Raw genomic sequence first — 22,559 nt, 5'->3', positions numbered from 1 at the left:
TCCGCTCGGCCTTTGCTCCCAACATTTGGGCTGAAGCCGATGTCTCTTGTTCTCGATTCCGATCGCAGCGCGCCGGCCGCTCCGGCCAATGGTAGCCCCGCGCCCAAGACGGCCGCCGCGCCGAAGACGGCCAAGGCCGCCGCGCCGGCCTTCCACGTCATTCGCCGCAACGGCTCGCTGTCCGATTTCGACGCCGCCAAGATCACCGTCGCGCTGACCAAGGCGTTTCTCGCCGTCGAGGGCAACAGCGCCGCCGCGTCGCGCCGCGTGCACGAGATCGTCAGCGACCTGACCGACCAGATCGTCGCGGCGCTGACCCGCCGCGCCGGCGCCGATCGCGTGCTGCATATCGAGGACGTGCAGGACCAGGTTGAGCTGGCGCTGATGCGCGGCGAGCACCACAAAATCGCCCGCGCCTATGTGCTCTATCGCGAGGAGCGCGCCCGCGCCCGCCGCGCCGCCGCCGAGGCGACCGTTCCCGCCGCCCCCGTCGTGCAGGCCGCCCTCCAGGTGCGCGGCGCCGACGGCGTTCTGCGCCCGCTCGACGAGGCGCGCCTGAAGCTCGTCATCGACGAAGCCTGCGCCGGTCTCGCCGATGTCGACGCGAGCGCGATCCTCGCCGAGACGCGCCGCAATCTCTATGACGGCATCTCGCCGGCCGAGTTGTCGCTCGCCCCCGTCATGGCGGCGCGCACGCTGGTCGAGAGCGAGCCGAACTACGCCTTCGTCAGCGCCCGCCTGCTGCTCGACATGCTGCGCGCCGAAGCGCTCTCCTTCGTGCATGGCACGGCGATCCAGTCGACCCAAAGCGAGATGGCGACGCGCTATGCCGAGTATTTCCCGGCTTTCGTCCGCGCCGGCATCGAGCATGAGCTGGTCGATCCCGAGCTCGGCCGCTACGACCTCGTCCGGCTCGCCGCGGCGCTGAAGCCGGAGCGGGATCTGAACTTCCAGTTCCTCGGCCTGCAGACCCTCTACGACCGCTATTTCCTGCAGACCGGCGGCACCCGCATCGAGCTGCCGCAGGCCTTCTTCATGCGCGTCGCCATGGGCCTGGCGCTGCGCGAGATCGACCGCGAGACGCGGGCGATCGAGTTCTACGACCTGCTCTCGTCCTTCGACTTCATGGCGTCGACGCCGACGCTGTTCAATTCCGGCACGCTGCGCGCCCAGCTCTCGTCCTGCTTCCTGACGACGGTGCCGGACGATCTCGACGGCATCTTCAAGTCGGTGAAGGACAATGCGCTGCTGGCGAAATATTCCGGCGGCCTCGGCAATGACTGGACCCGCGTGCGCGGCCTCGGCGCTCATATCAAGGGCACGAATGGCGAGAGCCAGGGCGTCGTGCCGTTCCTGAAGGTGGCGAACGACACCGCGATCGCCGTCAACCAGGGCGGCAAGCGCAAGGGCGCCGTCTGCGCCTATCTCGAGACCTGGCACGTCGACATCGAGGAGTTCCTCGATCTCCGCAAGAACACGGGCGACGACCGCCGCCGCACGCATGACATGAACACGGCCAACTGGGTGCCGGACCTGTTCATGCAGCGCGTCGCCGAGGACGGCGTCTGGACGCTGTTCTCGCCGGACGAGGTGCCGGATCTGCACGATCTCTACGGCCCCGAGTTCAAGCTCGCCTACGAGGCCTATGAGGCGCGCGCCGTGCGCGGCGAGCTGCGCGTGTCGCGCCAGGTCCGCGCCACCGATCTCTGGCGCCGCATGCTGACCATGCTGTTCGAGACCGGGCATCCGTGGATCACCTTCAAGGATCCCTGCAACATCCGTTCGCCGCAGCGCCATGCCGGCGTCGTGCATTCGTCCAACCTCTGCACCGAGATCACGCTCAACACCTCGAATGACGAGGTCGCGGTCTGCAATCTCGGCTCGATCAACCTCGCCCATCACGTCGATGCGGAAGGGCTTGATCTCGACCGTCTGGCGCGCACCGTGCAGACGGCGATGCGGATGCTCGACAACGTCATCGACATCAATTTCTACACGATCCCCGAGGCGCGCCGCTCCAACCTGCGTCACCGCCCGGTCGGCCTCGGCCTGATGGGCTTCCAGGACGCGCTGCAGGCACTGCGCATTCCCTATGCCTCGGAAGCCGCCGTCCGCTTCGCCGACGAGAGCATGGAGGCGATCTCCTTCCACGCCATCTCGGCCTCGACCGACCTCGCCGCCGAGCGTGGCCGCTATCCGAGCTTCGACGGCTCGCTGTGGTCGCAGGGCATCCTGCCGATCGACTCGGTGGAGCTGCTGGCCGAGGCCCGTGGCGGCCTCGATCTCGACCGCTCGACCGTGCTCGACTGGGAAGGCCTGCGCGAGCGGGTGAAGACAGTCGGCATGCGCAACTCGAACACCATGGCGATCGCGCCGACGGCGACGATCTCCAACATCTGCGGCGTCGCGCAGTCGATCGAGCCGGCCTACCAGAACCTCTACGTCAAATCGAACATGTCGGGCGACTTCACCGTCGTGAACGCCGCACTGGTGCACGACCTCAAGGCCCGCGGCCTCTGGGACGAGGTGATGGTCTCGGACCTGAAGTACTTCGACGGCAGCATCGGCCCGATCGATCGCATCCCGGACGATCTGAAGGCGCTCTATGCGACCGCCTTCGAGATCGATAGCGCCTGGCTGATCGAGGCGGCGGCGCGGCGGCAGAAGTGGATCGACCAGGCGCAGTCGCTCAACCTCTACATCGCCAATCCCTCGGGCAAGAAGCTCGACACGCTCTACCGGCTCGCCTGGCAGCGCGGCCTGAAGACGACCTATTACCTGCGTTCGCGCTCGGCGACGCATGTCGAGAAGTCGACGCTGAAGGGCACGGACGGCAAGCTCAACGCCGTTTCGGCTGTCATCGCCACGGCGCCGGCGGCCGCGCCGATCGTCGTGCCGGCCGCGATCAAGCCGGCCCCGCAGCCGATCGCCATCCCGATCGGCGAAGCCTGGGGCCAGGCGTGCTCGATCGACGATCCCGACTGCGAAGCCTGCCAGTAAGGCGAGGGCGTCCGAGCCCTCCCATGCGGGAGGGCTCAAGTCGCCGGGTGTTGGGACGGAGTTGCGGCAATGGTCTTCACCTCTCCCATGGGGAGAGGTCGGCCCGCCAGGGCCGGGTGAGGGGATCCGTCCTCTCCGGAGATGCCTCAACCCCTCACCCGCCGGCTTCGCCGTCGACCTCTCCCCATGGGAGAGGTGAAGAAGAATCCCTTGGTCGCTTCCTTTGGAAGACGCCATCCGAATTTCAAGGAGTTGACCATGCTCGATTGGTCCGAATCCAACGCCGCCGCGCCGAAGGTCCCTGTCGGCGGTGATGTTTCCGCCGGCGACGCCACCGGCCTCGGCGCGATCGACCGCGCCGGCGGTCGCGTCTCCGTCGACGACAAGGCGATGATCAATTGCCGCGCCGACGTGAACCAGCTGCTGCCGCTCAAATATCGCTGGGCGTGGGAGAAGTACCTCGCCGGCTGCAACAATCACTGGATGCCGACCGAGGTCTCGATGCAGGCCGACATCGCGCTCTGGAAGTCGAAGGACGGGCTGACCGAGGACGAGCGCCGCGCCATCAAGCGCAATCTCGGCTTCTTCGCCGCTTCAGAGTCGCTCGTCGCCAACAACATCGTGCTGGCGATCTACCGCCACCTGACCAATCCGGAATGCCGGCAGTATCTGCTCCGCCAGGCGTTCGAGGAGGCGGTGCACACGCACACCTTCCAGTACATCGTCGAGAGCCTCGGCCTCGACGAGGGCGAGCTCTTCAACATGTACCGGGAAGTGCCGTCGATCACCGACAAGGCGGCCTGGGCGCTGAAGCACACCCAGCATCTCGACGACCCGGACTTCAAGACAGGCACGCCCGAGACCGACCAGGCGTTTTTGCGCGATCTCGTCGCCTTCTACGTCATCTTCGAGGGCATGTGGTTCTACACCGGCTTCGCGCAGATCCTGTCGCTCGGCCGCCGCAACAAGATGGTCGGCATCGCCGAGCAGTACCAGTACATCCTGCGCGACGAGTCGATTCACCTGAACTTCGGCATCGACGTCATCAATCAGATCAAGGCGGAAAACCCGCATCTCTGGACGGCTTCGTTCCAGGACGAGCTGCGTTCGATGATCCGCGAGGCGGCGGAGCTCGAGGCTTCTTATGGGCGGGATACGATGCCGCGCGGCTTCCTCGGCCTGAACGCGGCGCTCTGCGAGAGCTACATGCACTTCATCGCCAACCGCCGCTGCGCCCAGCTCGGCCTCGCCGCCGTGTTCCCGGAGACGGAGAATCCGTTCCCGTGGATGTCGGAGGCGATGGATCTCAAGAAGGAAAAGAACTTCTTCGAGACGCGCGTGATCGAATACCAGAATGGCGGCGCGCTCGCCTGGGATTGAGTTCCCTCTGGCGCGGCGGTCAGCGCAACTCGGCCGCCGCGTCGTAGGATTTCTGGGCCGTCAGCACGGCCTCGATATTGCGCTCGGCCCAATGGGTGAGCGCCGCGACCGTCTCGGTCAGGGTATGACCGAGGGGCGTCAGCGCATATTCGACCGTCACCGGCACGGTCGCGAAGACGGTCCGCGTCACCAGGCCGTCGCGCTCCAGCCGCTTCAGCGTCTGCGACAGCACCTTCTGCGAAATTCCCTTGATGTCCCGGCGGATGTGGTTGAACCGCATCGGCCCGCCGTTCAGGTGGTCGAGGATCAGCACGGCCCATTTGTCGGCGATCCGGTCCAGCACGAGCCGGGTCGGACAACGGTCCTCATAGACGTCGTAGACGCGTCGCAGCGTTGTCGTTTCCATCGCTTTGCCCTGCCTCCGGGTTTCTCCGAGGGAACCATGTGAGCTGAAAGTGCTCTCTTTTGCCCCCTCCCTCCGGCAAGTATGTATCCAATTGCAACATGGTTTCCAAATGAAACTGGGAGAATCGAGATGACGGGCAAGACGACAGGCAAGATTCTGGTGCTGGGCGCGACCGGCAATGTCGGGCTGCCGCTGGTGAAGGCGCTGCTGGCGAAGGGCGAGGCCGTCAAGGCCGCGTCGCGCTCCGGCCGGCCGCTGGAGGGCGCCGAGGGCGTCGTGTTCGACTACACGGATCCCGCGACCTTCGGACCCGCCTTCGACGGCGTCGACCGCGCCTATGTGCTGCTGCCCGCCGGTCAGGTGGCGGCGAAGGAACTGCTGCTTCCCGTCGTCGAGGCGGCGGTCGCGCGCGGCGTAAAGATCGTCTTCCAGAGCGTGTTCGGCGCCGAGGCGGATGATGCCATTCCCTATCGCCAGGTCGAGATCGCGATCGAGAAATCCGGCGTGCCCTATGTCATCCTGCGGCCGAACTGGTTTTCGGATAATTTCCATACCTACTGGAAGGTCGGCGTCGCTCACGGCCAGGTCGCGGTTCCGGCCGCCGACGGCAAGACGAGCTTCGTCGACGTGCGCGACGTCGCCGAAAGCGCGGCGGCGGCGCTGACGACGGATCGCTTCGATGGCCGGGCGTTCAATCTGACGGGGCCGGAAGGGCTCGATTACGCCGATGCGACGCGCATCCTCGCCGGCGTGCTCGGCAAGCCGGTTGCCTACAAGGCGATCGACGACGAGGCGTTCGTCTCGCTCGTCACCGGGGCGGGCGTCGCGGAAGACTATGCCCGCCTTCTGGCGGCGATCTTCTATCCCGTGCGCGAGGGCTGGGCCGCCGTCGTCACCGGCGACGTCGAGACGCTGACCGGCTCTGCGCCGCGCTCCGTCGAGGCCTATGCACGCGACAATCTGGCGGCCCTGACCGCCTAAGCGCTCAAAAAAAGCCGGCGGCGCCGCCGCCGGTCTATTCCGGCTCGGCCGAGATGTGGAGGTCGTGCTCGGCCAGGTCGAGGATGGCGCCGACGGCCCTGCGGGCGCCCTCCCGGTCGCGCATCCGGAGCGCCTCGACCAGCGCGTGATGCGCCACGATGGCGTTCTCGTAATCCACTACCGCCCGGGCCGAAGCGTCGAGGGCGCGATGCAGGGCGGCGTGGATCAGCCCGTAGAGCTGCGCGAAGACCCGGTTATGACTCGCCTTCAGCAGCACCGTATGGAAGACGACGTCGGCTTCGATGAAGCTGTAGGAATCCTTGGCCGCCGCCATGCGCTGCCAGGCGTGGTAGAGATCGGCGATTTCCTGCGCCGTGGCGCGGCTCGCCGCGAGTTCGGCCGCCGCCGGCTCGATCGCCCGGCGCGCCTCGAGTATCGCCTTCAGCATCGACTCGTCGAGAAAATCGCTGCCCATCCATTCGACGATGTCGGGATCGAGGAGGTTCCACTCCTCCTTGTCGCGCACCACGGTTCCGACGCGCGGACGCCCGCGCACCAGCCCCTTCGATTCCAGCACCTTCAGCGCCTCGCGAATGACCGTCCGGCTGACGCCGAACTCGGCGCAGAGGTCGTTTTCGCGCGGCAGGTTGCTGCCCGGCGCGTAGAGGCCGGAGGCGATGGCCCGGGCGAGGCTCGCGATGATTTCCTTCTGGACGCGCGGCTTGGTCCGGCGCACCGGCTTGGCGGCGGCCGGCTTCGCAAGCGTGGCGATGTCCAATCCCGGATCCGACTGGGCCGTCGTCTGGGGTTGCGGGGTGGCTCGGCTGGTCATCGCTCTCAATTCGGGTGGGCCGGCACGTTGCCGGCATCTGCCAATCTCACGCGGTCGGGCCGGGATCAAGGGCCGGGATCGCCGTTCTATATAATCATACAACAGGCGTTGACGGGTATGATTATTCGAAATATGGATTCTGGACCCCGCCTCACAGCGGAGGATCGGACTATCTCGTGGGAGAGAGACAATGCGCCTTTGGAAGAGTGCCGTCATGGCAGGTGCTGCCGTGATGATCGCCCTGTCGTCCGCCTACGCGGCTGACGTCAAGATCGGTTTCATCGTCAAGCAGCCGGAAGAGCCCTGGTTCCAGGACGAGTGGAAGTTCGCCGAGGTCGCGGCGAAGGAGAAGGGCTTCACGCTGGTCAAGATCGGCGCCGAGGACGGCGAGAAGCTGCAGTCGGCGATCGACAATCTCGGCGCCCAGGGCGCGCAGGGCTTCATCGTCTGCACGCCCGACGTCAAGCTCGGCCCCGGCATCGTCGCCAAGGCCGCCGCCAACGAGCTCAAGCTGATGACCGTCGACGACCGTCTGGTCGATGCCGATGGCAAGCCGATCGAGTCCGTGCCGCACATGGGCATCTCGGCGACCAAGATCGGCGAGGCCGTCGGCGAGGCGATCGCCGCCGAGATCAAGAAGCGCGGCTGGGACCCGAAGACGGTCGGCGCGATCCGCGTCTCCTATGACCAGCTGCCGACCGCGGTCGATCGCGTCGAGGGCGCCATCACGGCCCTGAAGGCCGCCGGCTTCCCGGCCGAGAACATCTTTGACGCCCCGCAGACGAAGACCGACACGGAAGCGGCCCTGAACGCCGCCACCGTCGTGCTCAACAAGCATGCCAACATCAAGAACTGGGTCGCCTTCGGCCTGAACGACGAAGCCGTGCTCGGCGCCGTGCGCGCCACCGAGAGCGTCGGCATCCCGGCCGCCAACGTCATCGGCATCGGCATCGGCGGCGCGGATTCGGCCATAAACGAGTTCAAGAAGGCCGACCCGACCGGCTTCGTCGGCACCGTCATCATCTCGCCGAAGCGTCACGGCTACGAGACGGCGATCAACATGTATGACTGGATCGCCAACGACAAGGCGCCGCCGGCGCTGACGCTGACCGCAGGCCAGCTGGCGCTCCGCGACAACTACGAAGCCGTCCGCAAGGACCTCGGCATCGAATAGTCGTTCGACCTCAAATCTCCGGCGGTGGGCATCGTGCTCGCCGCCGGTTCTTGTTTGCGAGGCGAAACGATCATGGCCGATTTTCTCGAATTCTCTCAGATCGCCAAGAGCTATCCGGGCGTCAAGGCGCTGGCCGGCATCTCTTTCGGCGTCGCCAAGGGCCGCGTGCACGGCCTGATGGGCGAAAATGGCGCCGGCAAGTCGACGCTGATCAAGATCCTCTCGGGTGATATTCGCGCCGATGAAGGCGAGATCCGCATCGACGGCGTCGTCCAGCATTTCCATTCGACCCGCGACGCCTTCGCGGCGCGCGTGACCGTCGTGCACCAGGAACTGCAGCTGGTTCCGGAGCTCACCGTCGCCGAAAACCTGCGGCTCGGCCATTTCCCGGCCAGAGCGGGCGTCATCAGCTTCCGCGAGCTCGTCGCCGATGTCGGCAGCAAGCTCAGGGAGATCGGCGTCGACGTCGACCCGCGCACCAAGGTCGCGGCGCTTTCCATCGGCGAACGCCAGATGATCGAGATCGCCAAGGCGGTGATGCTCGATGCCCGCGTCATCGCGCTGGACGAGCCGACCTCGTCGCTCTCCTCCCGCGAGAGCGAGATCCTGTTCAAGCTGATCGAGCGGCTGCGCGAGCAGGGCAAGGTCATCCTCTACATCTCGCACCGCCTCGACGAGGTCTTCCGCCTCTGCGACGGCGTCACCGTGCTGCGCGACGGCAAGCTCGCCGCCCATCACGCCAGCATGGAAGGCGTGACGCGCGACCAGATCGTCTCCGAGATGGTCGGCCGCGAGATCAGCGACATCTGGGGCTGGCGCGACCGCGCCATCGGCGAGGTCCGCCTGAAGGTCGAGGGCATCACCGGCTCCAAGCTGCCGAGCCCGGTCTCTTTCGAAGCGCGCAGGGGCGAGATCCTCGGCTTCTTCGGCCTGGTCGGCGCCGGCCGCAGCGAGCTGATGCGCTTGGTCTACGGCGCCGATCATCGCCACGCGGGCCGCGTCGCCATCGACGGCAAGCCGGTCGCGCCCAGCGATCCGCGCCAGTCGATCCGCGCCGGCCTCGTGCTCTGCCCGGAGGATCGCAAGTTCGACGGCATCGTCCAGGGCCGCTCGGTCTCGGACAACATCGCGATCTCGGCGCGCCGCCATTTCTCGCCCTTCGGCATCCTGAACCTCGGCAAGGAAGCGGCGATGGCGGACGGCTTCATCAAAAGCCTTCGCGTCCGCACGCCGTCGCGCAAGCAGGACATCGTCAATCTCTCGGGCGGCAACCAGCAGAAGGTCATCCTGGCCCGCTGGCTGGCCGAGACCGACGTCCGCGTGCTGATCGTCGACGAGCCGACGCGCGGCATCGACGTCGGCGCCAAGTCGGAGATCTACGACCTGCTCTATTCGCTGGCCGAAGGCGGCCTCGCCATCGTCGTGGTGTCGAGCGAGCTGCCGGAAGTGATGGGCATCTCCGATCGCATCGCCGTCATGTGCGGCGGCGGCATCGCCGCCACCTTCGATCGCGCCGATTTCAACGAACGCACCATTCTCGCCGCCGCGCTGCCGGACCGCTCGGCCGCCGAAGCAATCAAGAAGGTTTCATGATGACCGGTTCCCTGAAGCGAATCCTGCTTGGCGAGCAGGGCCTCGTCGTCATCTTCGCCATCGCCTTCGCCGTGGTGGCGCTGACCGTCCCGAACTTCCTGACCGAGCGCAACATGCTCGGCCTGCTGCAGTCGGTAGTGACCATCGGCATCGTCGCCTGCACGATGATGTTCTGCCTGGCCTCGCGCGATTTCGACCTGTCCGTCGGCTCGATCGTCGCCTTCACCGGCATGGTCGCGGTCATGGCGTCGAACGCCACCGGCTCGATCCCGCTCGGCCTCTTGATCGCGGTCGGCTTCGGCACCTTCGTCGGCTTCGTCAATGGCGTGGTCATCGCCAAGCTGAAGATCAACGCGCTGATCACCACGCTCGCCACGATGCAAATCGTGCGCGGCCTGGCGCTGATCTCGTCGGACGGTCGCGCCGTCGGCATCAACGATGCCTCGTTCTACCAGCTCGCTTTGTCGAAGTTCCTCGGCGTGCCCACCCCGATCTGGGTCATGGGCATCCTGTTCTGCATCTTCGGCTTCGTGCTGAACCGCACCGTGTTCGGCCGCAACACGCTGGCGATCGGCGGCAATCCGGAGGCCTCGCGGCTCGCCGGCGTCAATGTCGACTGGATGCGGATCTGGATCTTCACGCTGCAGGGCCTCGTCTGCGCCATCGCCGGCATCCTGCTCGCCTCGCGCATCACCTCGGGCCAGCCGAATGCTGCGACCGGCCTCGAGCTCTCGGTCATCTCGGCCTGCGTGCTCGGCGGCGTGTCGCTCGCCGGCGGCCGTGCGGCGATCACCGGCGTCATCGTCGGCGTGCTGATCATGGGCATCGCCGAGAACGTCATGAACCTGCTCAACATCCAGGCCTTCTACCAGTATGTGGTGCGCGGCCTGATCCTGCTGATGGCGGTCCTGCTCGACAATCTGCGCTCCCGCTCGCTCGGACGGCGCTAGGAACTGACAGAATGAAGATCACCAAGATCGAGACGCATGTCGTCAATGCCGAGATGCGGAACTGGGTGTTCGTCCGCGTCCTGACCGACCAGCCCGGCCTCTATGGCTGGGGCGAGGCGACGCTGGAATGGAAGGCGCGCGCCATCGTCGGCGCCATCGCCGACCTCGAGCCGATCCTGCTCGGCCTCGACCCGCGCGACATCGAATACGCCGTCAGGGCGATGAAGAAGCACGGCTTCTGGCAGCCGCTGGGCGTCCTCGGCATGACGGCGCTGTCCGGCATCGAGATGGCGCTGTGGGACATTCTCGGCAAGTCGCTCGGCGTGCCGGTCTGGCGACTGTTCGGCGGCAAGGTGCGCGACCGCGTGCCGATCTACACCCATCTCGGCCTCGGTCAGATGGACGCCGTCTACAATTCGATGGACGCCTCCTCGCTGGTCGAGCGCGGCCTCGCGGTCAAGGAGCAGGGCTACAAGGCGATGAAGGTCGTCAACGTGCCCTATACCCACTACACGGCGACGCCGGCGGCGATCGACGATTTCGTTAGGAGTATGGGAGCTCTGCGGGAGGCGATCGGTCCCGAGATCGAGCTGATGGTCGATTTCCATGGCCGCTGCGCCTCGGCGGGCGCAGCACTCTCCTATCTGCGCGCGCTGGAGCCGTTCAACGTGATGTTCGCCGAGGAGCCGATCCCGCCCGGCGACGTCGCCTCGATGAAGGTGATCGCCGATGCGTCGCCCGTCGCCATCGCCCATGGCGAGCGGCTGACCAGTGCTGCCGAATTCGCGCCCTATATCGAGGCGCGGACGATGACGGTGGCGCAGCCGGACCTCTGCCATTGCGGCGGCTTCAGCGAAGCCCGGCGGATCGCGGCGCTCGCCGAGGTGGCCGGCATCGGCCTTGCCCCGCATAATCCTCTCGGGCCCATCGCCGGCGTCGCGGCGCTGCATTTCGACATCGCCACGCCGAACTTCATCATCCAGGAAGAGATGACCGGCGCCGTGCCGTGGTATTTCGAGGTGGTGCAGGGGCCGATCGAGCGCGTCGACGGCGCCTGGCAGATCCCGCAGGCGCCGGGCCTCGGCGTCGAGGTCGATCTCGCTGTGGCGGCCAAGCATCCCTGGAAGCAGGAGCCGTTCCCGACCCGCGACGCCGTCATGCCGGACGGCACCATCGTCGACTGGTAGGTTCATCATGGCCGGACGCCTCGAAGGCAAGATCGCCATCGTCACCGGTGCCGCGCGCGGCATCGGCGCGGCGATCGCCCGCAAATTCGCGGACGAGGGAGCCTCGCTCGGGCTCATCGACATCGACGCGGAGGCGCTCGCCGCCTTCGCGGCGGAACTGGCGGGGGAGGGTGCCACCCTCGTCACGGCGGAGGCCAATATCGGCGAGCGCGCCTCGGTCGAGGCCGCGGTCGCCGTGGTGCTCGCGCGCTATGGCCGCGTCGACGTGCTGGTCAACAATGCCGGCATCAACGTCTTCGCCGATCCGCTGGAGCTCGAGGACGAGGAATGGCGGCGCTGCATGGCCGTCAACCTCGAAGGCGCCTGGCACATGATCCGCGCCGTCCTGCCGGGCATGCTCGCGGCAGGGCAGGGGTCGATCGTCAACATCGCCTCGACCCACGCCTTCGCCATCATTCCGGGCACGTTCCCCTATCCGGTGGCGAAGCATGGCCTGCTCGGGCTCACCCGCTCACTCGCGGTCGACTACGCGCCGAAGGGCATCCGCATCAACGCGGTCGCTCCGGGCTATATCGAGACGGACAAGGTCAAGGACTGGCTGGCAGAATTCCCGGATCCCGCCGCGGCGCGGGCCCGTGTCGAGGGGCTGATCCCGCTCCGTCGGATCGGCACGCCGGAACAGGTCGCCCATGCGGCGCTGTTCCTCGCCAGCGACGAATCCGCCTTCAGCACCGGCTCGGTGCTGACCATGGATGGCGGCCGCTCGGTCGTCTACCACGACTGAATTGAAACGGCCGGCCCCGAGGGGGCCGGCCGCGCAGTTCTTCCCGAAAAGCTCTCAGAGCTTCAGCAGCGGATCCGGCTGGTCGGCGCTGAACGGCACCTCGTCGACGCCCCAGCTGCGGTGCACGACGTGGACATGCGCGTCGCGGCCGCCATTCTCCTTCAGGATTTCGAGGACCTTGGCGTCGTCCTTCGCGTCCGGCGCGTGGACCCAGAGCAGCAGGCCGCCATTGGCGAGCTGCTGGTGGACCGCCGCCGCATGCTTGCGGCCGAAGACGCGCGACAGCACGTAGCCGGCCGAGCCGGTGGCGAGCGTGCCGCCGATCGTCAGCGCCAGCGCCGGGATGAGGGCGGCGCCGACCGTGCCGGCGACGAGCGCCGCGCCGAGGCCGGTGACGAGCGCCGGACCGCCGGTCAGGGCGGCTGCGCCCTCGACGCGGGAATCCGGGCTCACATAGGCAGCGCGCGCCACATCGGCCTTGTCCTCGACGGCGCTCGCCGGGTTCGACGCCGACAGGGTCTCGGAGGCGGCGAGGACGCTCAGGTCCGCCTGCTGGATGCCATATTGCAGCAGCGCGTCGACGGCTGCGTTGAGGGCCGCTTCGCTCTCGAAGACGGCGACCGCCTCGCGCTCCTGATAGCCGAGTTCGCCGTCCTTGGTGTCGAGGCCAGGTGTGGTCATCTTGCTTCCCTTACATACACGCAGGCGCGCGAGCGCGCCGTCCATCGGTTGCACTGCTGCATCCATACCAAAATCCTATATGCATGGCGCATTGCAACTCTGCATAGGAAGCGCGGGACGCGACCTTCTGTCCACAGGCGCGGCGTTTGGCGCCGGCAAGAGCCCGAAATCAGGCGTCGGCGTCGAAATAGGCGGCGGCGCGACGCCGCTCCAGCGGCGACAGGCCGTAGAAGCGGTGCTTTTCCTCATACATCCGCGCATCGGCGCGCTTCACCACGTCTTCAAGCGATTCGCCCGGTTCGCTCGTGGCGGCGCCCATGGAGAGGCTCAGCGTCAGCCCGGTGTAGAACTGGTTGTTGAGCTCGACGAGGCGACGGATGTCCTCGATCGTCCGTTCCGCGCCTGCCTCGTCGGCGCCGGGCAGCAGCACCGCGAACTCGTCGCCACCGATGCGGGCGGCGTGATAGGGCTGCGCGAGCAGCTTGTCGAGAACCTCGCCGACGCGCCGGAGCAGCTCGTCGCCGGCGGCGTGGCCCCACTGGTCGTTGGCGGCCTTCAGCCCGTTCAGGTCGATGATGATGATCGAAACCGGCGTCGGGCCGTTGCGGCGCAGCCGGTTCAGCTCGTCGACATAGAAGGAGCGGTTGTAGAGCTTGGTCAGGACGTCGTGCTGGCCGAGGAATTCGAGATAGGCCTCGGCCGCCTTGCGCGCGGTGATGTCGGTCAGCGCCACCTGCACCAGCGACCAGTCGTGCTCATGGCCGGGCAGCACCGAGAACTGCAGGTGGAGATGCAGTTCCTTGCCGTCGAGCGCGTAGTTCACCACCTCGCGCTGCTGGAACAGCTTGTCGTCCCAGAGATCGATCAGCTGCTCGCGAAAGTGCCGGTTCATGGAATCGCGGAAGATGTCGCCGAGATGCCGGAGCAGCGTCGGCTTGTCGGCCGCCGCGAAGAGCTGCAGCGTGTGGCGGTTGACGTCGATGACGCGGATCTCGCTCATGCAGCGCGTCACGAATTCCGGATGCACGTCGGTGAAGACGCGGAAGTCGATGATGCCCTTCAGGCGGATCTCGTCGATCAGGCGCTTGACGCTGGAGAAGTCCTCGACCCACAGCGACACCGGCGAATGGTGGAACAGGCCGCGGGCATATTCCTCGCTGCGCACCAGCTTGCGGCGCGCCGTCTCGCGCTCCGTCACGTCCTCGATCGCCACCAGCACGCGCTGCCAGTCGTCCTCATGGCCGGGGACGATCGTGCCCTTCAGCAGCACGTCGAGGCGGCGGCCGGTCAGCGTGTAGTTCGCCGTCAGGCTGGTGAAGGTGGTGTCGCCGTTCCAGAGCTGGACGAGCTCTTCGATATGGGCGTGCAGCATGTCGTCGCGAAACACCCGGCCGAGATTGGCGGTGAGGTGATCGAAGCTTTCCGCCTCGAGCAGCGACAGCGTCTTGCGATTGACCCGGACCACGCGGATCTCGGCCGAGCAGGCGGTGACGCGGGTGAGATCCTCGCGCAGGAAGCGTTCGAGATCGACGACGCCAGCATTTCGCCAGTCCTCGAACAACGCTTTCAGGCCACTATAGTCTTCTTCCCATAACGACACCGGGGCGATGTCGAAGATCTGGCCGTCGCGGCTCGGCTCGCATTGCATGGGTTCGGTCCGGGGGTTCGGGGAGCATCCTCAAACGCTACTCGCTTCGCGCAGGCTTCGCCATGGCGAATGCTCCGACGATACGGAACCTTTATTGTCGTTGCGAGTCCGGACCGCCTCAGGTGCCGGCGACGCGCGTCAGGGTGATCGAGCCGATGCCGGCGGCGAGGCCGAGGCCTGTCTGGCCGGAGACCGAGAGCGGCTGCAGCGAGATGCCGCCATTGCCGCCGCCGACCAGCACATTGGCGCCGAGGCCGACGCCGGCCGTCGCTTCCGCCGTGGCGCCGGCATAGGTGCCGCCGAGGTCGCCGTGCCGGCGCGAAGGCTCGAGCACCGCCCAGGCGATCCGGCCGCCGGTGGTGATGCCGACGTCGAGGCCGAGCTTGCTGATGCGGCCGGTATAGCGCTCCCTGCCGCCGTTCCTCGCGTTGAACTGGCAGTCGAGGCGCTTGCTGGAGCCGATCAGGAAGCCCATGCCGGGCGCCACCGTGCAGACCAGGGTTCCGGTCCGGGTCGCGGCGCTGGCGGAAGGGATCGTCGAGGCGGACATGACGATTGCAGCGGAAGCTGCGATGATCAGGGTCGGGAGACGGGACATGACGGACCTCGTGAAGCGATACGGGCCCAGAAAACGGGGCGCCGGCGCAAACGTTCCGGCCGACGCGTCCCGTCGGGAAGCGCGAGGGATCACTTGCGTGTGATCCGGCCGCGTTGCAGCCTCCTGTAGAGCCAACCAAGGACGTCGAAACCGAATGACGAAGATCAAGATCACCGCCGGCCCGTACACCTTTTACGGCAAGCTGGAGGAGGAACTGGCGCCGAAGACCGTCGCGGTCTTCAAGAAACTGCTGCCCTATCGCGAGAAGATCATCCATGTGCGCTGGAGCGGCGAGGGCTGCTGGATCCCGCTCGGCGATCTCGATCTCGGCCTCGGCTTCGAGAACAACACCAGCCATCCGGCGCCCGGCCAGGTCATCGTCTATCCCGGCGGCATCAGCGAGACCGAGATCCTGCTCGCCTATGGCGGCGTCTGCTTCTCGTCCAAGGTCGGCCAGCTTTCCGGCAACCACTTCCTGACCATCACCGAGGGCCTCGAGAACATCGTCGCACTCGGCAAACTGACGCTCTGGGAGGGCGCGCAGGACATCCTGTTCGAACTGGCCGACTGACGCTCCGGTCGTCTTCCGGCGGCGGGGGCGGACCCCGGCGCCGGAAGTGGCCGTGGTCTATGGGACAGGGCGGGCCTCGAAGGATGCCTTGGTCTCACCTCTCCTTGAGGAGACCTCTGCAAAACACCGAAGGTCGCCATGCGGTCCAAGGCCTAAGGGCACCGTCGCCCCGGCGGAGGCCGGGGCCCATAAACACCGGCCAGGAAAGCCTGGCTGAGCCTATCGGCCACGGGCCTGTGTGTCTGGATCCCGGCCTTCGCCGGGATGACGACGGAGGGTGGTACGGCCGCTCATCGAGAGCATCGACCCGTCGGCCCTGCGCCTCCTGAGTTCGGACCCATGGAAGCCCTCACCCCAACCCTCTCCCGCAAGCGGGAGAGGGAGATCACGCGCTTGAGGTTTGCTGAGTGTCTGGCCCCTAGCGTCGGATTTACGTGGAATCCGCTTTCCTTCTTGAACCTCCCCCTTGAGGGGAGGTCGAAAACGCCCTTGCGTTTTCGCGAGGGGGCGCTTGCCGCGACCCGACGAAGAAACCCCTCCCCAAGACCGCCAGCACGCGGTCTTGACCCTCCCTCAAGGGGAGGGTTCAGGCCGCGGTTCCATGGCTGCATCAGAACCTGACGTAAAGTTACCCACAGGCTGCCCACAGGTTGCCCATAGGTAATTCACAGGCAATCCACAGCCTGCGCACAGGCTTTTCCGATCCCTTAGACACCGGATGTCCCCATGAACTGCACAGCCTTCCGGCGCTCCGCTGCCGCTGCGTCGCCGATTATATAAATCCATTTGACTGAATAAATCGTTGGGCTAACGTCGGGGGAACGGACCTGGAGCGACGATGGCCCTGCGCGGTACAAATCAGGAGCTCGGGCGGCCCTACAACCGCCGGATCGTGCTGGAGACCATCCGGCTCGAGGCGCCGATCGCCCGGGGCGACATCGCGCGCAAGGTCGGGCTGACGGTGCAGACCGTCTCCACCATCATCCGCGAGCTGGAGGAGCGAGGCTTCGTCAAGGGCTCGCGCGAGGCGCCGAAGGGGCGGGGGCTGCCGCGCACCACGCTGACGCTCGATCCGGAAGGCGGCTTCGCGATCGGCCTGCACGCGACGCCGATCGGCGTCGGCGCCGCGCTGGTCAACCTCGCCGGCGACATCGTCGGCAGCCGCTACCACGCCTTCGCGCCGGTATCGCCGGACGAGACCTTCGCCGTCTTCGAGACGCTGATCGACGAGATGCGGGCGCTCCGGCCGGGCGGGCGGATGCTGGGCATCGGCGTCGCCATGCCGGGACCGACGGACGTCGATTCCATGAGCTTCGTCGGGCCGACGACGCTGGAGGGCTGGAAGGGCGTGCCGGTGGTCGAGCGCCTGACGGCGGCGACGGGACTGCCCGCCTTCTGCGGCACGGAGCCCAGCGCCGCCGCGCTCGGCGAGCGCCTTTATGGCCTCGGTCGCGATCTGAGCTCGTTCTACTACCTCTATGTCGGCGTCGGCTTCGGCGGCGCCATGGTGCATGGCGGCAGCGTGCTGCTCGGCGCCCATGGCAATGCCGGCGAGATTGGCCACATCCCGATCGTTCCGGACGGCGATCTCTGCCCCTGCGGCAATCGCGGCTGCCTGGAGCGCTATGTCTCGCAGGAGGCGCTGGACCGGCGGCTCAAGGCGATCGATCCCTCGGCGCGCGTCGAGACGGCGCTGGAGCTGCATCCCAAGATCGTCGACACCTGGATCGCCGAGACCGCGCCGGTGCTCCGGCGCGCCATCGCGACGATCGAGAACCTGTTCGATCCCGACGGCATCGTCATCTCGGGCTTCGTGCCCGAGGCGCTGCTCGAGCGGCTGTTCGCCGCCACCGAGCCGCTGATGCATTCCGTCGCCGAGCGCAGCGGCCGCACCTCGCCCCGGCTCCTGCTTTCGACCGAAGGCAAGGATGCCGTGATGCGCGGCTCCGCCTCGCTCGCCATTTCCGCTGCGCTGTCGCCGCGCTTCGGCCTCCTGTTCGCCGGGGAGGAGGAGCGGACCGAGCGCGATCCGATCATGACCGGCCCGACCAAGAAAGAGGTAGCTGCATGACTGAAGAAGCCCCGCTCCTGCGGCTCCAGAACATCTCCAAGAGCTTCGGCGCGATCCAGGCCTTGCGCGACATCTCGTTCGACATCCGGCGCGGCGAGGTCGTGGCGCTGCTCGGCGACAACGGCGCCGGCAAGTCGACGCTGGTGAAGATCATCTCGGGCGGCCTGGAGCCGAGCTCGGGACACGTGATCTATGACGGCGCCGAGCGTCACTTCACCTCGCCCGCCGACGGCAAGGCGGCGGGCATCGAGACCGTCTACCAGGACCTCTCGCTCTGCACCAATGTCGACGTGGTGGCGAACTTCTTCATGGGCCGGGAGATCGTGAAGAAGTATTTCGGCGTTCCCGTCCTGCAGGAAAAGGCGATGGAGGCGGTCGTTGCCAAGGCGCTTTCCGACGCCGGCACGCGGATCCCGTCGCTCCGGACCAATGTCGAGCATCTCTCCGGCGGCCAGCGCCAGGCGATCGAGCTGAATCGCTTCGTCCATTGGGGCGGCAAGCTGGTCCTGCTCGACGAGCCCTTCGCGGCGCTCGGCGTCGAGCAGACCCGGCGCGGACTGGAACTGATCCGCCGTATCGCCGACCAGGGAATCGGCGTCATCTTCATCACCCACATCATGAGCCAGGCCTTCCAGGTCGCGGATCGCATGGTGGTGATCCGGCAAGGCACGGTGGCGGGCGACGTGCGCCGCGCGGACACGTCCGCCGACGACATCGTGCAACTGATTACCGGCGAGGCTCTGGGCGGCCGCGCGCGGAATACCGGCCAGGACAATGGCCAAGCCCAGCACGCGGGATAGAGCTGGCTAAACAGCTCATCCGGACTTCCAGACTGAACGACAAGAACGAAGGGAACAGCAAGATGAAGCGTTTGATGGGTGTCCTGGCGGGAGCCGTCGTGCTCGGCGCCGCAACCTTCCTGACGCCGGCCGCGTGGGCCGCCGACAAGGGCAAGGTCTACTATCTGGTGCCGACGCTGCTGGACGAATTCCAGACCGGATCGGTGACCGCGATCACCAAGTTCATGAAGGACGTCGGCTACGAGACCGTCGCGCTCAACGCCGACAACAAGACGGACGTGCAGCAGGGCCAGATGAATGACGTCATCGCCCTGAAGCCGTCGGCGATCGTGCTCGCCGCCGTCGACTTCAATGCCCTGAAGCCGCAGATCGAGGCGGCCCGCGCCGCCGGCATCCCGGTGATGCAGTTCGACCGCCAGATCACCTCGACCAAGAGCGACCTGACCTCGGTCGCCGGCACGGTCGAGATCGGCCATGTCGCGGCCGCCGAGATCGAGCGCCTGCTCAAGGAGAAGAACGGCAGCGTCAAGGGCAAGGTGCTGCAGGTGCTGGGCGACCCCGGCGATCCCTACACGCTCGACATCCAGAAGGGTTTTGAGGAGAAGCTGAAGGCGTTCCCGGACGTCACCATCATCTCGAAGCCTGCCATGCAGTGGGAGGCCTCGAACGCCGGCTCGATCGTCGCCGACCAGCTTCTCGCCAATCCCGACATCGACCTGATCTTCGTGCATGCCGCGCATCTCTCGGTCGCCGCCGTCGCGTCGCTCGAAGCGGCCGGCAAGAAGCCGGGCGACGTCCTGCTCGTCTCGTCGAACGGCGCGCCTGTCGGTCTCGACCTGATCCGCAAGGGCTGGCAGCAGGTCGAGGTCGAGCAGCCGCTGTTCGCCCAGGCCGCAGCCCTCGCCATGTTCGCCGACAAGGTCGTCAACAAGCAGGAGATCAAGCCCGGCACCTATGACGTGCTCGGTCTCGAAGGCGTCGTGACGAACGAGGAATGGGGTCCGAACATCAAGATCCCGGGCGCCGCCATCACCAAGGCAAACGTCGACGATCCGCGGTTCTGGGGCAACATGAAGACCCCGGAAGCACCGGTGAAGTCGGTCGAGTAACGATCGGATCGAACCTGCCGTCCCGGCCTCGCCGCCGGGACGGCGCTCCCCGCGCCGTCGTCGGCTATCCGCCGATGGCGTCGGGGCGTTCCAGGCGGCCGTGCCGCGCCTGAAGACCGTCCGCCATCGTCGCAACACCCCGGAGCCGTTCCATGGTCTCGTCCAATCGCCGGGCCGCGATCGAGTTCGTCCTCGATCATCTCGTCTGGTTCATTCTCTTCGTCGTGCTGGTGCTGTTCTCGCTGACGATCCCGAACTATTTCCAGATCGGTATCTTCGCCAACATCGTCGAGCAGTCCACCTTCGTCGGCACGCTGGCGATCGGCCTATCGCTCCTGATCATCGCCGGCTACATGGACCTTTCCATCGAATCGGTGATGGCGCTCGCCGCCATGGTGGTCGGCATCCTGTTCGCGAAATCCGGCGTCGGCCTCGGCTTCGGCTTCACGCCGGCCTGGCTCGTCGTGCCGATCTCGCTCGCCATCGCCCTTTCGGTTGGCGCCATCGTCGGGGCGAGCAACGCCTTCTTCGTCGTCCGGCTGAAGATGAATTCCTTCATCGTCACGCTCGCCGCCTATATCTGGGGCCGCGGCCTCGTCGTCGCGCTGTCCGGCGGCCGCTCGGCCCAGGAGCTGCCCTCCGAGCTCCGCTTCCTCGCGGTCGAGCGCTTCCTGCAGATCCCGCTGATGGCCTGGATCGCGATCATCGCGACGCTCGTCTTCGCCTTCATCCTGAACCGCACGCCGTTCGGACGTCACCTGCTGATGATCGGCGGCAATCCGACGGCGGCCTATCGCGCCGGCATCAAGGTCGACCGACTGACGGCGACGACCTTCGTGCTCGCAGGCTCGATCGCCGGTCTCGCCGGCTGGCTGCTCGCCATCCGCACCTCCGGCGCCACCGCCAATCTCGGCGTCGGCATGCTGTTCCAGACCTTCGCGGCGGTGGTCATCGGCGGCGTCAGCCTGAAGGGCGGCGTCGGCAGCCTGCCCGGCGTCTATGCCGGCGTGCTGCTGCTCGCCTCCATCCAGACCGCGATCAACCTGATGGGCATGCCCGCCCATTTCACCCAGTTGATCCAGGGCGGCATGGTCCTCGTGGCCGTTCTGCTCGACACCATGAAACTCGGTATCCGAAAGAGGCTCGCCTGATGAGTACTGCGTCTCAACGTCTTGCCGGGCGCTCCGCCCTCGTCGTCGGCGGGGCGCGCGGCATCGGCGGCGGCATCGTGGCGCGCTTCGCCGCCGAGGGCGCCCGCGTCGTCATCGCCGATACCGAGGTCGAGGCAGGCAAGGCTTTCGCGCAATCGCTCGGAGGCGAGGGGAAGGCGCGTTTCATCGAGACCGACATCTCGCAGAAGGCCGATGCCGAGCGCGCCGTTGCCGAGGCGGTGACGCATTTCGGCGGCCTCGACATCGTCGTCCAGAACGCCGGCATCTATCCCTGGACGCTGATCGAGAACATCGAGCCGGAGGAATGGGACGCGGTGATGGGCGTCAATCTGCGCGGCACCTTCCTGGTGGCGCGCGCCGCGCTGCCGGCGATGCGGTCGAAGGGCTATGGCCGGATGGTCTTCACCTCGTCGATCACCGGCCCGCGCGTGACCAGCCCCGGCCATGGCCACTACTCGGCCTCCAAGGCCGGCATCAACGGCTTCATCAAGGCGGCGGCGCTGGAATTCGCCGGCTACGGCATCACCGTCAACGGCATCGAGCCGGGCAACATCCTGACCGAGGGCATGAAGGCCGGCCGCAGCGCTGCCTTCATCAAGGGCATGGAGGAATCGATCCCGCTCGGCCGTCTCGGCACGCCGGAGGACATCGCCAACGCGGCGCTGTTCCTGGCCTCGGAGGAATCCGCCTACATCACCGGCACGACCATCGTCGTCGACGGCGGCCAGACCCTGCCGGAGAGCAAGGATTTTCGGATCACGCCGGCCTGATTGTCCGGCTGCGGCCGGGTGAGCTCGTCTCGCTCGGAAAGTCCCTCACCCAACCCTCTCCCGCAAACGGGAGAGGGCTTTGGCCAGCGTCTGTCATCGGCCTGGAAGCGAAACGGCACGCGCCGGCGATCTCCCTCTCCCGCGAGCGGGAGAGGGTACGGGTGAGGGTTCTCTCAGGCGAGCTCGCCGAGCTGGTCGAGCATCGCCGTCGTCAGCGCGATCTCGTCGGCGTTCACGCCATGCGCCGAGCCCTGGTAGATCCGCGTCGTCACCAGCGCCCCGGCCTTGGCGAAACGTGTCGCCGATTCCTCGACGCGCTCGATCGGGATGTGGAAGTCGCGCTCGGCGCAGCCGAGCAGGACCGGCGTCCCGTCGAGATCGTCGCCGCCGTCCCACAGTTCGCCCTCCGCGCCGATCAGCCCGCCGCTGAGGCCCACCGCGCCGCCATAGCGGCCCGGCTTGCGGGCGACGGCCTCGAGCGCCAGGCAGGCGCCTTGCGAGAAGCCGAGCAGGACGATCTTCTCCCGCGCGATGCCGTGCCCGACGATGTCGTCGACGAGCGCGTGCACCACGCCGAGCGCCGAGCCGAGCCACGGCTCGTTCAGCGCCCGCGGCTCGAGGAAGCGCTGCGGATACCAGACCGAGCCCGCCGCCTGCGGCGCGAAATAGGCGATGTCGTCCTGGCCGAGATGCTCGGCGAGGCCGATGATGTCGTCGGCCGAGGCGCCGCGTCCGTGCAGCGTGATCACCGCGCCGCGCGCGCTGACGAGCGGCGCGCCGGCGTGGAGGATGCGCTGGTCGGAATGCGGGCCGGAGCCCCGCGTCCTTTCAAGGGTCATGTCGTCTCGTTTC

20 protein-coding genes are annotated in these 22,559 nt (G+C 66.9%); 14 read left to right on the top strand and 6 right to left on the bottom strand.

The window, feature by feature from the left end:
- Nucleotides 1–39: 39 nt before the first annotated feature.
- Together AC6HZP_RS22770 and AC6HZP_RS22765 are read left to right on the top strand one after the other, a co-directional pair.
- Nucleotides 40–3,000: a ribonucleoside-diphosphate reductase subunit alpha gene (locus AC6HZP_RS22770; RefSeq protein ID WP_497524663.1), complete on the top strand. Its 2,961-nt coding sequence runs from the start codon at nt 40–42 to the stop codon at nt 2,998–3,000.
- 258 nt (nt 3,001–3,258) lie between these two features.
- Entirely contained in the window at nt 3,259–4,380 is a 1,122-nt protein-coding gene (locus AC6HZP_RS22765) for a ribonucleotide-diphosphate reductase subunit beta (RefSeq protein WP_497524662.1), read from the top strand.
- Between the two features lie 19 nt (nt 4,381–4,399).
- On the opposite strand, the gene AC6HZP_RS22760 is transcribed toward AC6HZP_RS22765, so the two are convergent.
- Nucleotides 4,400–4,786, bottom strand: coding sequence for a winged helix-turn-helix transcriptional regulator (locus AC6HZP_RS22760; RefSeq protein WP_497524661.1), 387 nt, complete (start codon nt 4,784–4,786; stop codon nt 4,400–4,402).
- A gap of 129 nt (nt 4,787–4,915) precedes the next feature.
- Between AC6HZP_RS22760 and AC6HZP_RS22755 the strand changes: the two genes are divergently transcribed.
- Nucleotides 4,916–5,767, top strand: a complete 852-nt coding sequence (locus AC6HZP_RS22755) for an SDR family oxidoreductase (protein ID WP_497524660.1) — start codon at nt 4,916–4,918, stop codon at nt 5,765–5,767.
- A gap of 34 nt (nt 5,768–5,801) precedes the next feature.
- Here the strand turns inward: AC6HZP_RS22755 and AC6HZP_RS22750 are convergent, their stop codons facing one another.
- Entirely contained in the window at nt 5,802–6,539 is a 738-nt protein-coding gene (locus tag AC6HZP_RS22750; RefSeq protein WP_497526844.1) for a FadR/GntR family transcriptional regulator, read from the bottom strand.
- 250 nt (nt 6,540–6,789) lie between these two features.
- On the opposite strand from AC6HZP_RS22750, the gene AC6HZP_RS22745 reads away from it, so the two are divergent.
- The 5 genes from AC6HZP_RS22745 (at nt 6,790) to AC6HZP_RS22725 (ending at nt 12,287) form a co-directional block, all read left to right on the top strand.
- On the top strand, nt 6,790–7,773 hold the full coding sequence (locus tag AC6HZP_RS22745) for an arabinose ABC transporter substrate-binding protein (protein WP_497524659.1): 984 nt from the start codon (nt 6,790–6,792) through the stop codon (nt 7,771–7,773).
- A gap of 72 nt (nt 7,774–7,845) precedes the next feature.
- On the top strand, nt 7,846–9,366 hold the full coding sequence (gene araG / locus AC6HZP_RS22740; RefSeq protein WP_497524658.1) for an L-arabinose ABC transporter ATP-binding protein AraG: 1,521 nt from the start codon (nt 7,846–7,848) through the stop codon (nt 9,364–9,366).
- A complete protein-coding gene (gene araH / locus AC6HZP_RS22735; RefSeq protein ID WP_201404584.1) occupies nt 9,366–10,316 on the top strand; it encodes an L-arabinose ABC transporter permease AraH in 951 nt (316 codons plus the stop codon). The genes araG and araH overlap by 1 nt, the downstream gene beginning before the upstream one ends.
- An 11-nt stretch (nt 10,317–10,327) precedes the next feature.
- On the top strand, nt 10,328–11,503 hold the full coding sequence (locus tag AC6HZP_RS22730) for an enolase C-terminal domain-like protein (protein ID WP_497524657.1): 1,176 nt from the start codon (nt 10,328–10,330) through the stop codon (nt 11,501–11,503).
- Nucleotides 11,504–11,510: 7 nt separating this feature from the next.
- Entirely contained in the window at nt 11,511–12,287 is a 777-nt protein-coding gene (locus AC6HZP_RS22725; protein ID WP_497524656.1) for an SDR family oxidoreductase, read from the top strand.
- Nucleotides 12,288–12,341: 54 nt separating this feature from the next.
- Here the strand turns inward: AC6HZP_RS22725 and AC6HZP_RS22720 are convergent, their stop codons facing one another.
- The 3 genes from AC6HZP_RS22720 to AC6HZP_RS22710 all read right to left on the bottom strand — a co-directional run bounded on the left by AC6HZP_RS22720 (nt 12,342) and on the right by AC6HZP_RS22710 (nt 15,214).
- Nucleotides 12,342–12,968 carry a hypothetical protein gene (locus AC6HZP_RS22720; RefSeq protein WP_497524655.1) on the bottom strand — a complete coding sequence of 209 codons (627 nt, stop codon included), beginning with the start codon at nt 12,966–12,968 and terminating at the stop codon, nt 12,342–12,344.
- A 169-nt stretch (nt 12,969–13,137) separates the two neighbouring features.
- A complete protein-coding gene (locus AC6HZP_RS22715) occupies nt 13,138–14,616 on the bottom strand; it encodes a sensor domain-containing diguanylate cyclase (protein ID WP_497524654.1) in 1,479 nt (492 codons plus the stop codon).
- A 118-nt stretch (nt 14,617–14,734) separates the two neighbouring features.
- Nucleotides 14,735–15,214: a DUF992 domain-containing protein gene (locus AC6HZP_RS22710; protein WP_201401198.1), complete on the bottom strand. Its 480-nt coding sequence runs from the start codon at nt 15,212–15,214 to the stop codon at nt 14,735–14,737.
- 154 nt (nt 15,215–15,368) lie between these two features.
- On the opposite strand from AC6HZP_RS22710, the gene AC6HZP_RS22705 reads away from it, so the two are divergent.
- The 6 genes from AC6HZP_RS22705 to AC6HZP_RS22680 all read left to right on the top strand — a co-directional run bounded on the left by AC6HZP_RS22705 (nt 15,369) and on the right by AC6HZP_RS22680 (nt 21,707).
- Nucleotides 15,369–15,785, top strand: a complete 417-nt coding sequence (locus tag AC6HZP_RS22705) for a DUF3830 family protein (RefSeq protein WP_201401197.1) — start codon at nt 15,369–15,371, stop codon at nt 15,783–15,785.
- Between the two features lie 838 nt (nt 15,786–16,623).
- Nucleotides 16,624–17,856, top strand: a complete 1,233-nt coding sequence (locus tag AC6HZP_RS22700; protein WP_497524653.1) for an ROK family transcriptional regulator — start codon at nt 16,624–16,626, stop codon at nt 17,854–17,856.
- Nucleotides 17,853–18,656, top strand: coding sequence for an ATP-binding cassette domain-containing protein (locus tag AC6HZP_RS22695; RefSeq protein WP_497524652.1), 804 nt, complete (start codon nt 17,853–17,855; stop codon nt 18,654–18,656). Before AC6HZP_RS22700 ends, AC6HZP_RS22695 begins: the two co-directional genes overlap by 4 nt.
- Nucleotides 18,657–18,718: 62 nt before the next feature.
- Entirely contained in the window at nt 18,719–19,765 is a 1,047-nt protein-coding gene (locus tag AC6HZP_RS22690) for a sugar ABC transporter substrate-binding protein (RefSeq protein WP_201401194.1), read from the top strand.
- A 152-nt stretch (nt 19,766–19,917) separates the two neighbouring features.
- Nucleotides 19,918–20,916 carry an ABC transporter permease gene (locus AC6HZP_RS22685; RefSeq protein ID WP_201401193.1) on the top strand — a complete coding sequence of 333 codons (999 nt, stop codon included), beginning with the start codon at nt 19,918–19,920 and terminating at the stop codon, nt 20,914–20,916.
- Nucleotides 20,916–21,707 carry an SDR family oxidoreductase gene (locus AC6HZP_RS22680; RefSeq protein WP_497524651.1) on the top strand — a complete coding sequence of 264 codons (792 nt, stop codon included), beginning with the start codon at nt 20,916–20,918 and terminating at the stop codon, nt 21,705–21,707. Before AC6HZP_RS22685 ends, AC6HZP_RS22680 begins: the two co-directional genes overlap by 1 nt.
- 173 nt (nt 21,708–21,880) lie before the next feature.
- Here the strand turns inward: AC6HZP_RS22680 and AC6HZP_RS22675 are convergent, their stop codons facing one another.
- The gene (locus AC6HZP_RS22675; protein ID WP_497524650.1) at nt 21,881–22,546 is read right to left on the bottom strand and encodes an alpha/beta hydrolase; all 666 of its coding nucleotides are present in this window, start codon (nt 22,544–22,546) and stop codon (nt 21,881–21,883) included.
- Between the last annotated feature and the right edge of the window lie 13 nt (nt 22,547–22,559).

The sequence above is a fragment of the Kaistia sp. SLG-1 genome, assembly GCF_059699055.1.
The sequence above is the reverse complement of the archived record's forward strand: the minus strand, read 5'-3'. Positions and strand labels throughout refer to the sequence as shown.

Excerpts from the sequence above, each read along its gene's own strand:
- AC6HZP_RS22770 (WP_497524663.1), top strand. The coding sequence starts at position 40 with ATGTCTCTTGTTCTCGATTCCGATCGCAGCGCGCCGGCCGCTCCGGCC.
- AC6HZP_RS22765 (WP_497524662.1), top strand. The coding sequence starts at position 3,259 with ATGCTCGATTGGTCCGAATCCAACGCCGCCGCGCCGAAGGTCCCTGTC.
- AC6HZP_RS22760 (WP_497524661.1), bottom strand. The coding sequence starts at position 4,786 with ATGGAAACGACAACGCTGCGACGCGTCTACGACGTCTATGAGGACCGT.
- AC6HZP_RS22755 (WP_497524660.1), top strand. The coding sequence starts at position 4,916 with ATGACGGGCAAGACGACAGGCAAGATTCTGGTGCTGGGCGCGACCGGC.
- AC6HZP_RS22745 (WP_497524659.1), top strand. The coding sequence starts at position 6,790 with ATGCGCCTTTGGAAGAGTGCCGTCATGGCAGGTGCTGCCGTGATGATC.
- araG (WP_497524658.1), top strand. The coding sequence starts at position 7,846 with ATGGCCGATTTTCTCGAATTCTCTCAGATCGCCAAGAGCTATCCGGGC.
- araH (WP_201404584.1), top strand. The coding sequence starts at position 9,366 with ATGACCGGTTCCCTGAAGCGAATCCTGCTTGGCGAGCAGGGCCTCGTC.
- AC6HZP_RS22730 (WP_497524657.1), top strand. The coding sequence starts at position 10,328 with ATGAAGATCACCAAGATCGAGACGCATGTCGTCAATGCCGAGATGCGG.
- AC6HZP_RS22725 (WP_497524656.1), top strand. The coding sequence starts at position 11,511 with ATGGCCGGACGCCTCGAAGGCAAGATCGCCATCGTCACCGGTGCCGCG.
- AC6HZP_RS22720 (WP_497524655.1), bottom strand. The coding sequence starts at position 12,968 with ATGACCACACCTGGCCTCGACACCAAGGACGGCGAACTCGGCTATCAG.
- AC6HZP_RS22715 (WP_497524654.1), bottom strand. The coding sequence starts at position 14,616 with ATGCAATGCGAGCCGAGCCGCGACGGCCAGATCTTCGACATCGCCCCG.
- AC6HZP_RS22710 (WP_201401198.1), bottom strand. The coding sequence starts at position 15,214 with ATGTCCCGTCTCCCGACCCTGATCATCGCAGCTTCCGCTGCAATCGTC.
- AC6HZP_RS22705 (WP_201401197.1), top strand. The coding sequence starts at position 15,369 with ATGACGAAGATCAAGATCACCGCCGGCCCGTACACCTTTTACGGCAAG.
- AC6HZP_RS22700 (WP_497524653.1), top strand. The coding sequence starts at position 16,624 with ATGGCCCTGCGCGGTACAAATCAGGAGCTCGGGCGGCCCTACAACCGC.
- AC6HZP_RS22695 (WP_497524652.1), top strand. The coding sequence starts at position 17,853 with ATGACTGAAGAAGCCCCGCTCCTGCGGCTCCAGAACATCTCCAAGAGC.
- AC6HZP_RS22690 (WP_201401194.1), top strand. The coding sequence starts at position 18,719 with ATGAAGCGTTTGATGGGTGTCCTGGCGGGAGCCGTCGTGCTCGGCGCC.
- AC6HZP_RS22685 (WP_201401193.1), top strand. The coding sequence starts at position 19,918 with ATGGTCTCGTCCAATCGCCGGGCCGCGATCGAGTTCGTCCTCGATCAT.
- AC6HZP_RS22680 (WP_497524651.1), top strand. The coding sequence starts at position 20,916 with ATGAGTACTGCGTCTCAACGTCTTGCCGGGCGCTCCGCCCTCGTCGTC.
- AC6HZP_RS22675 (WP_497524650.1), bottom strand. The coding sequence starts at position 22,546 with ATGACCCTTGAAAGGACGCGGGGCTCCGGCCCGCATTCCGACCAGCGC.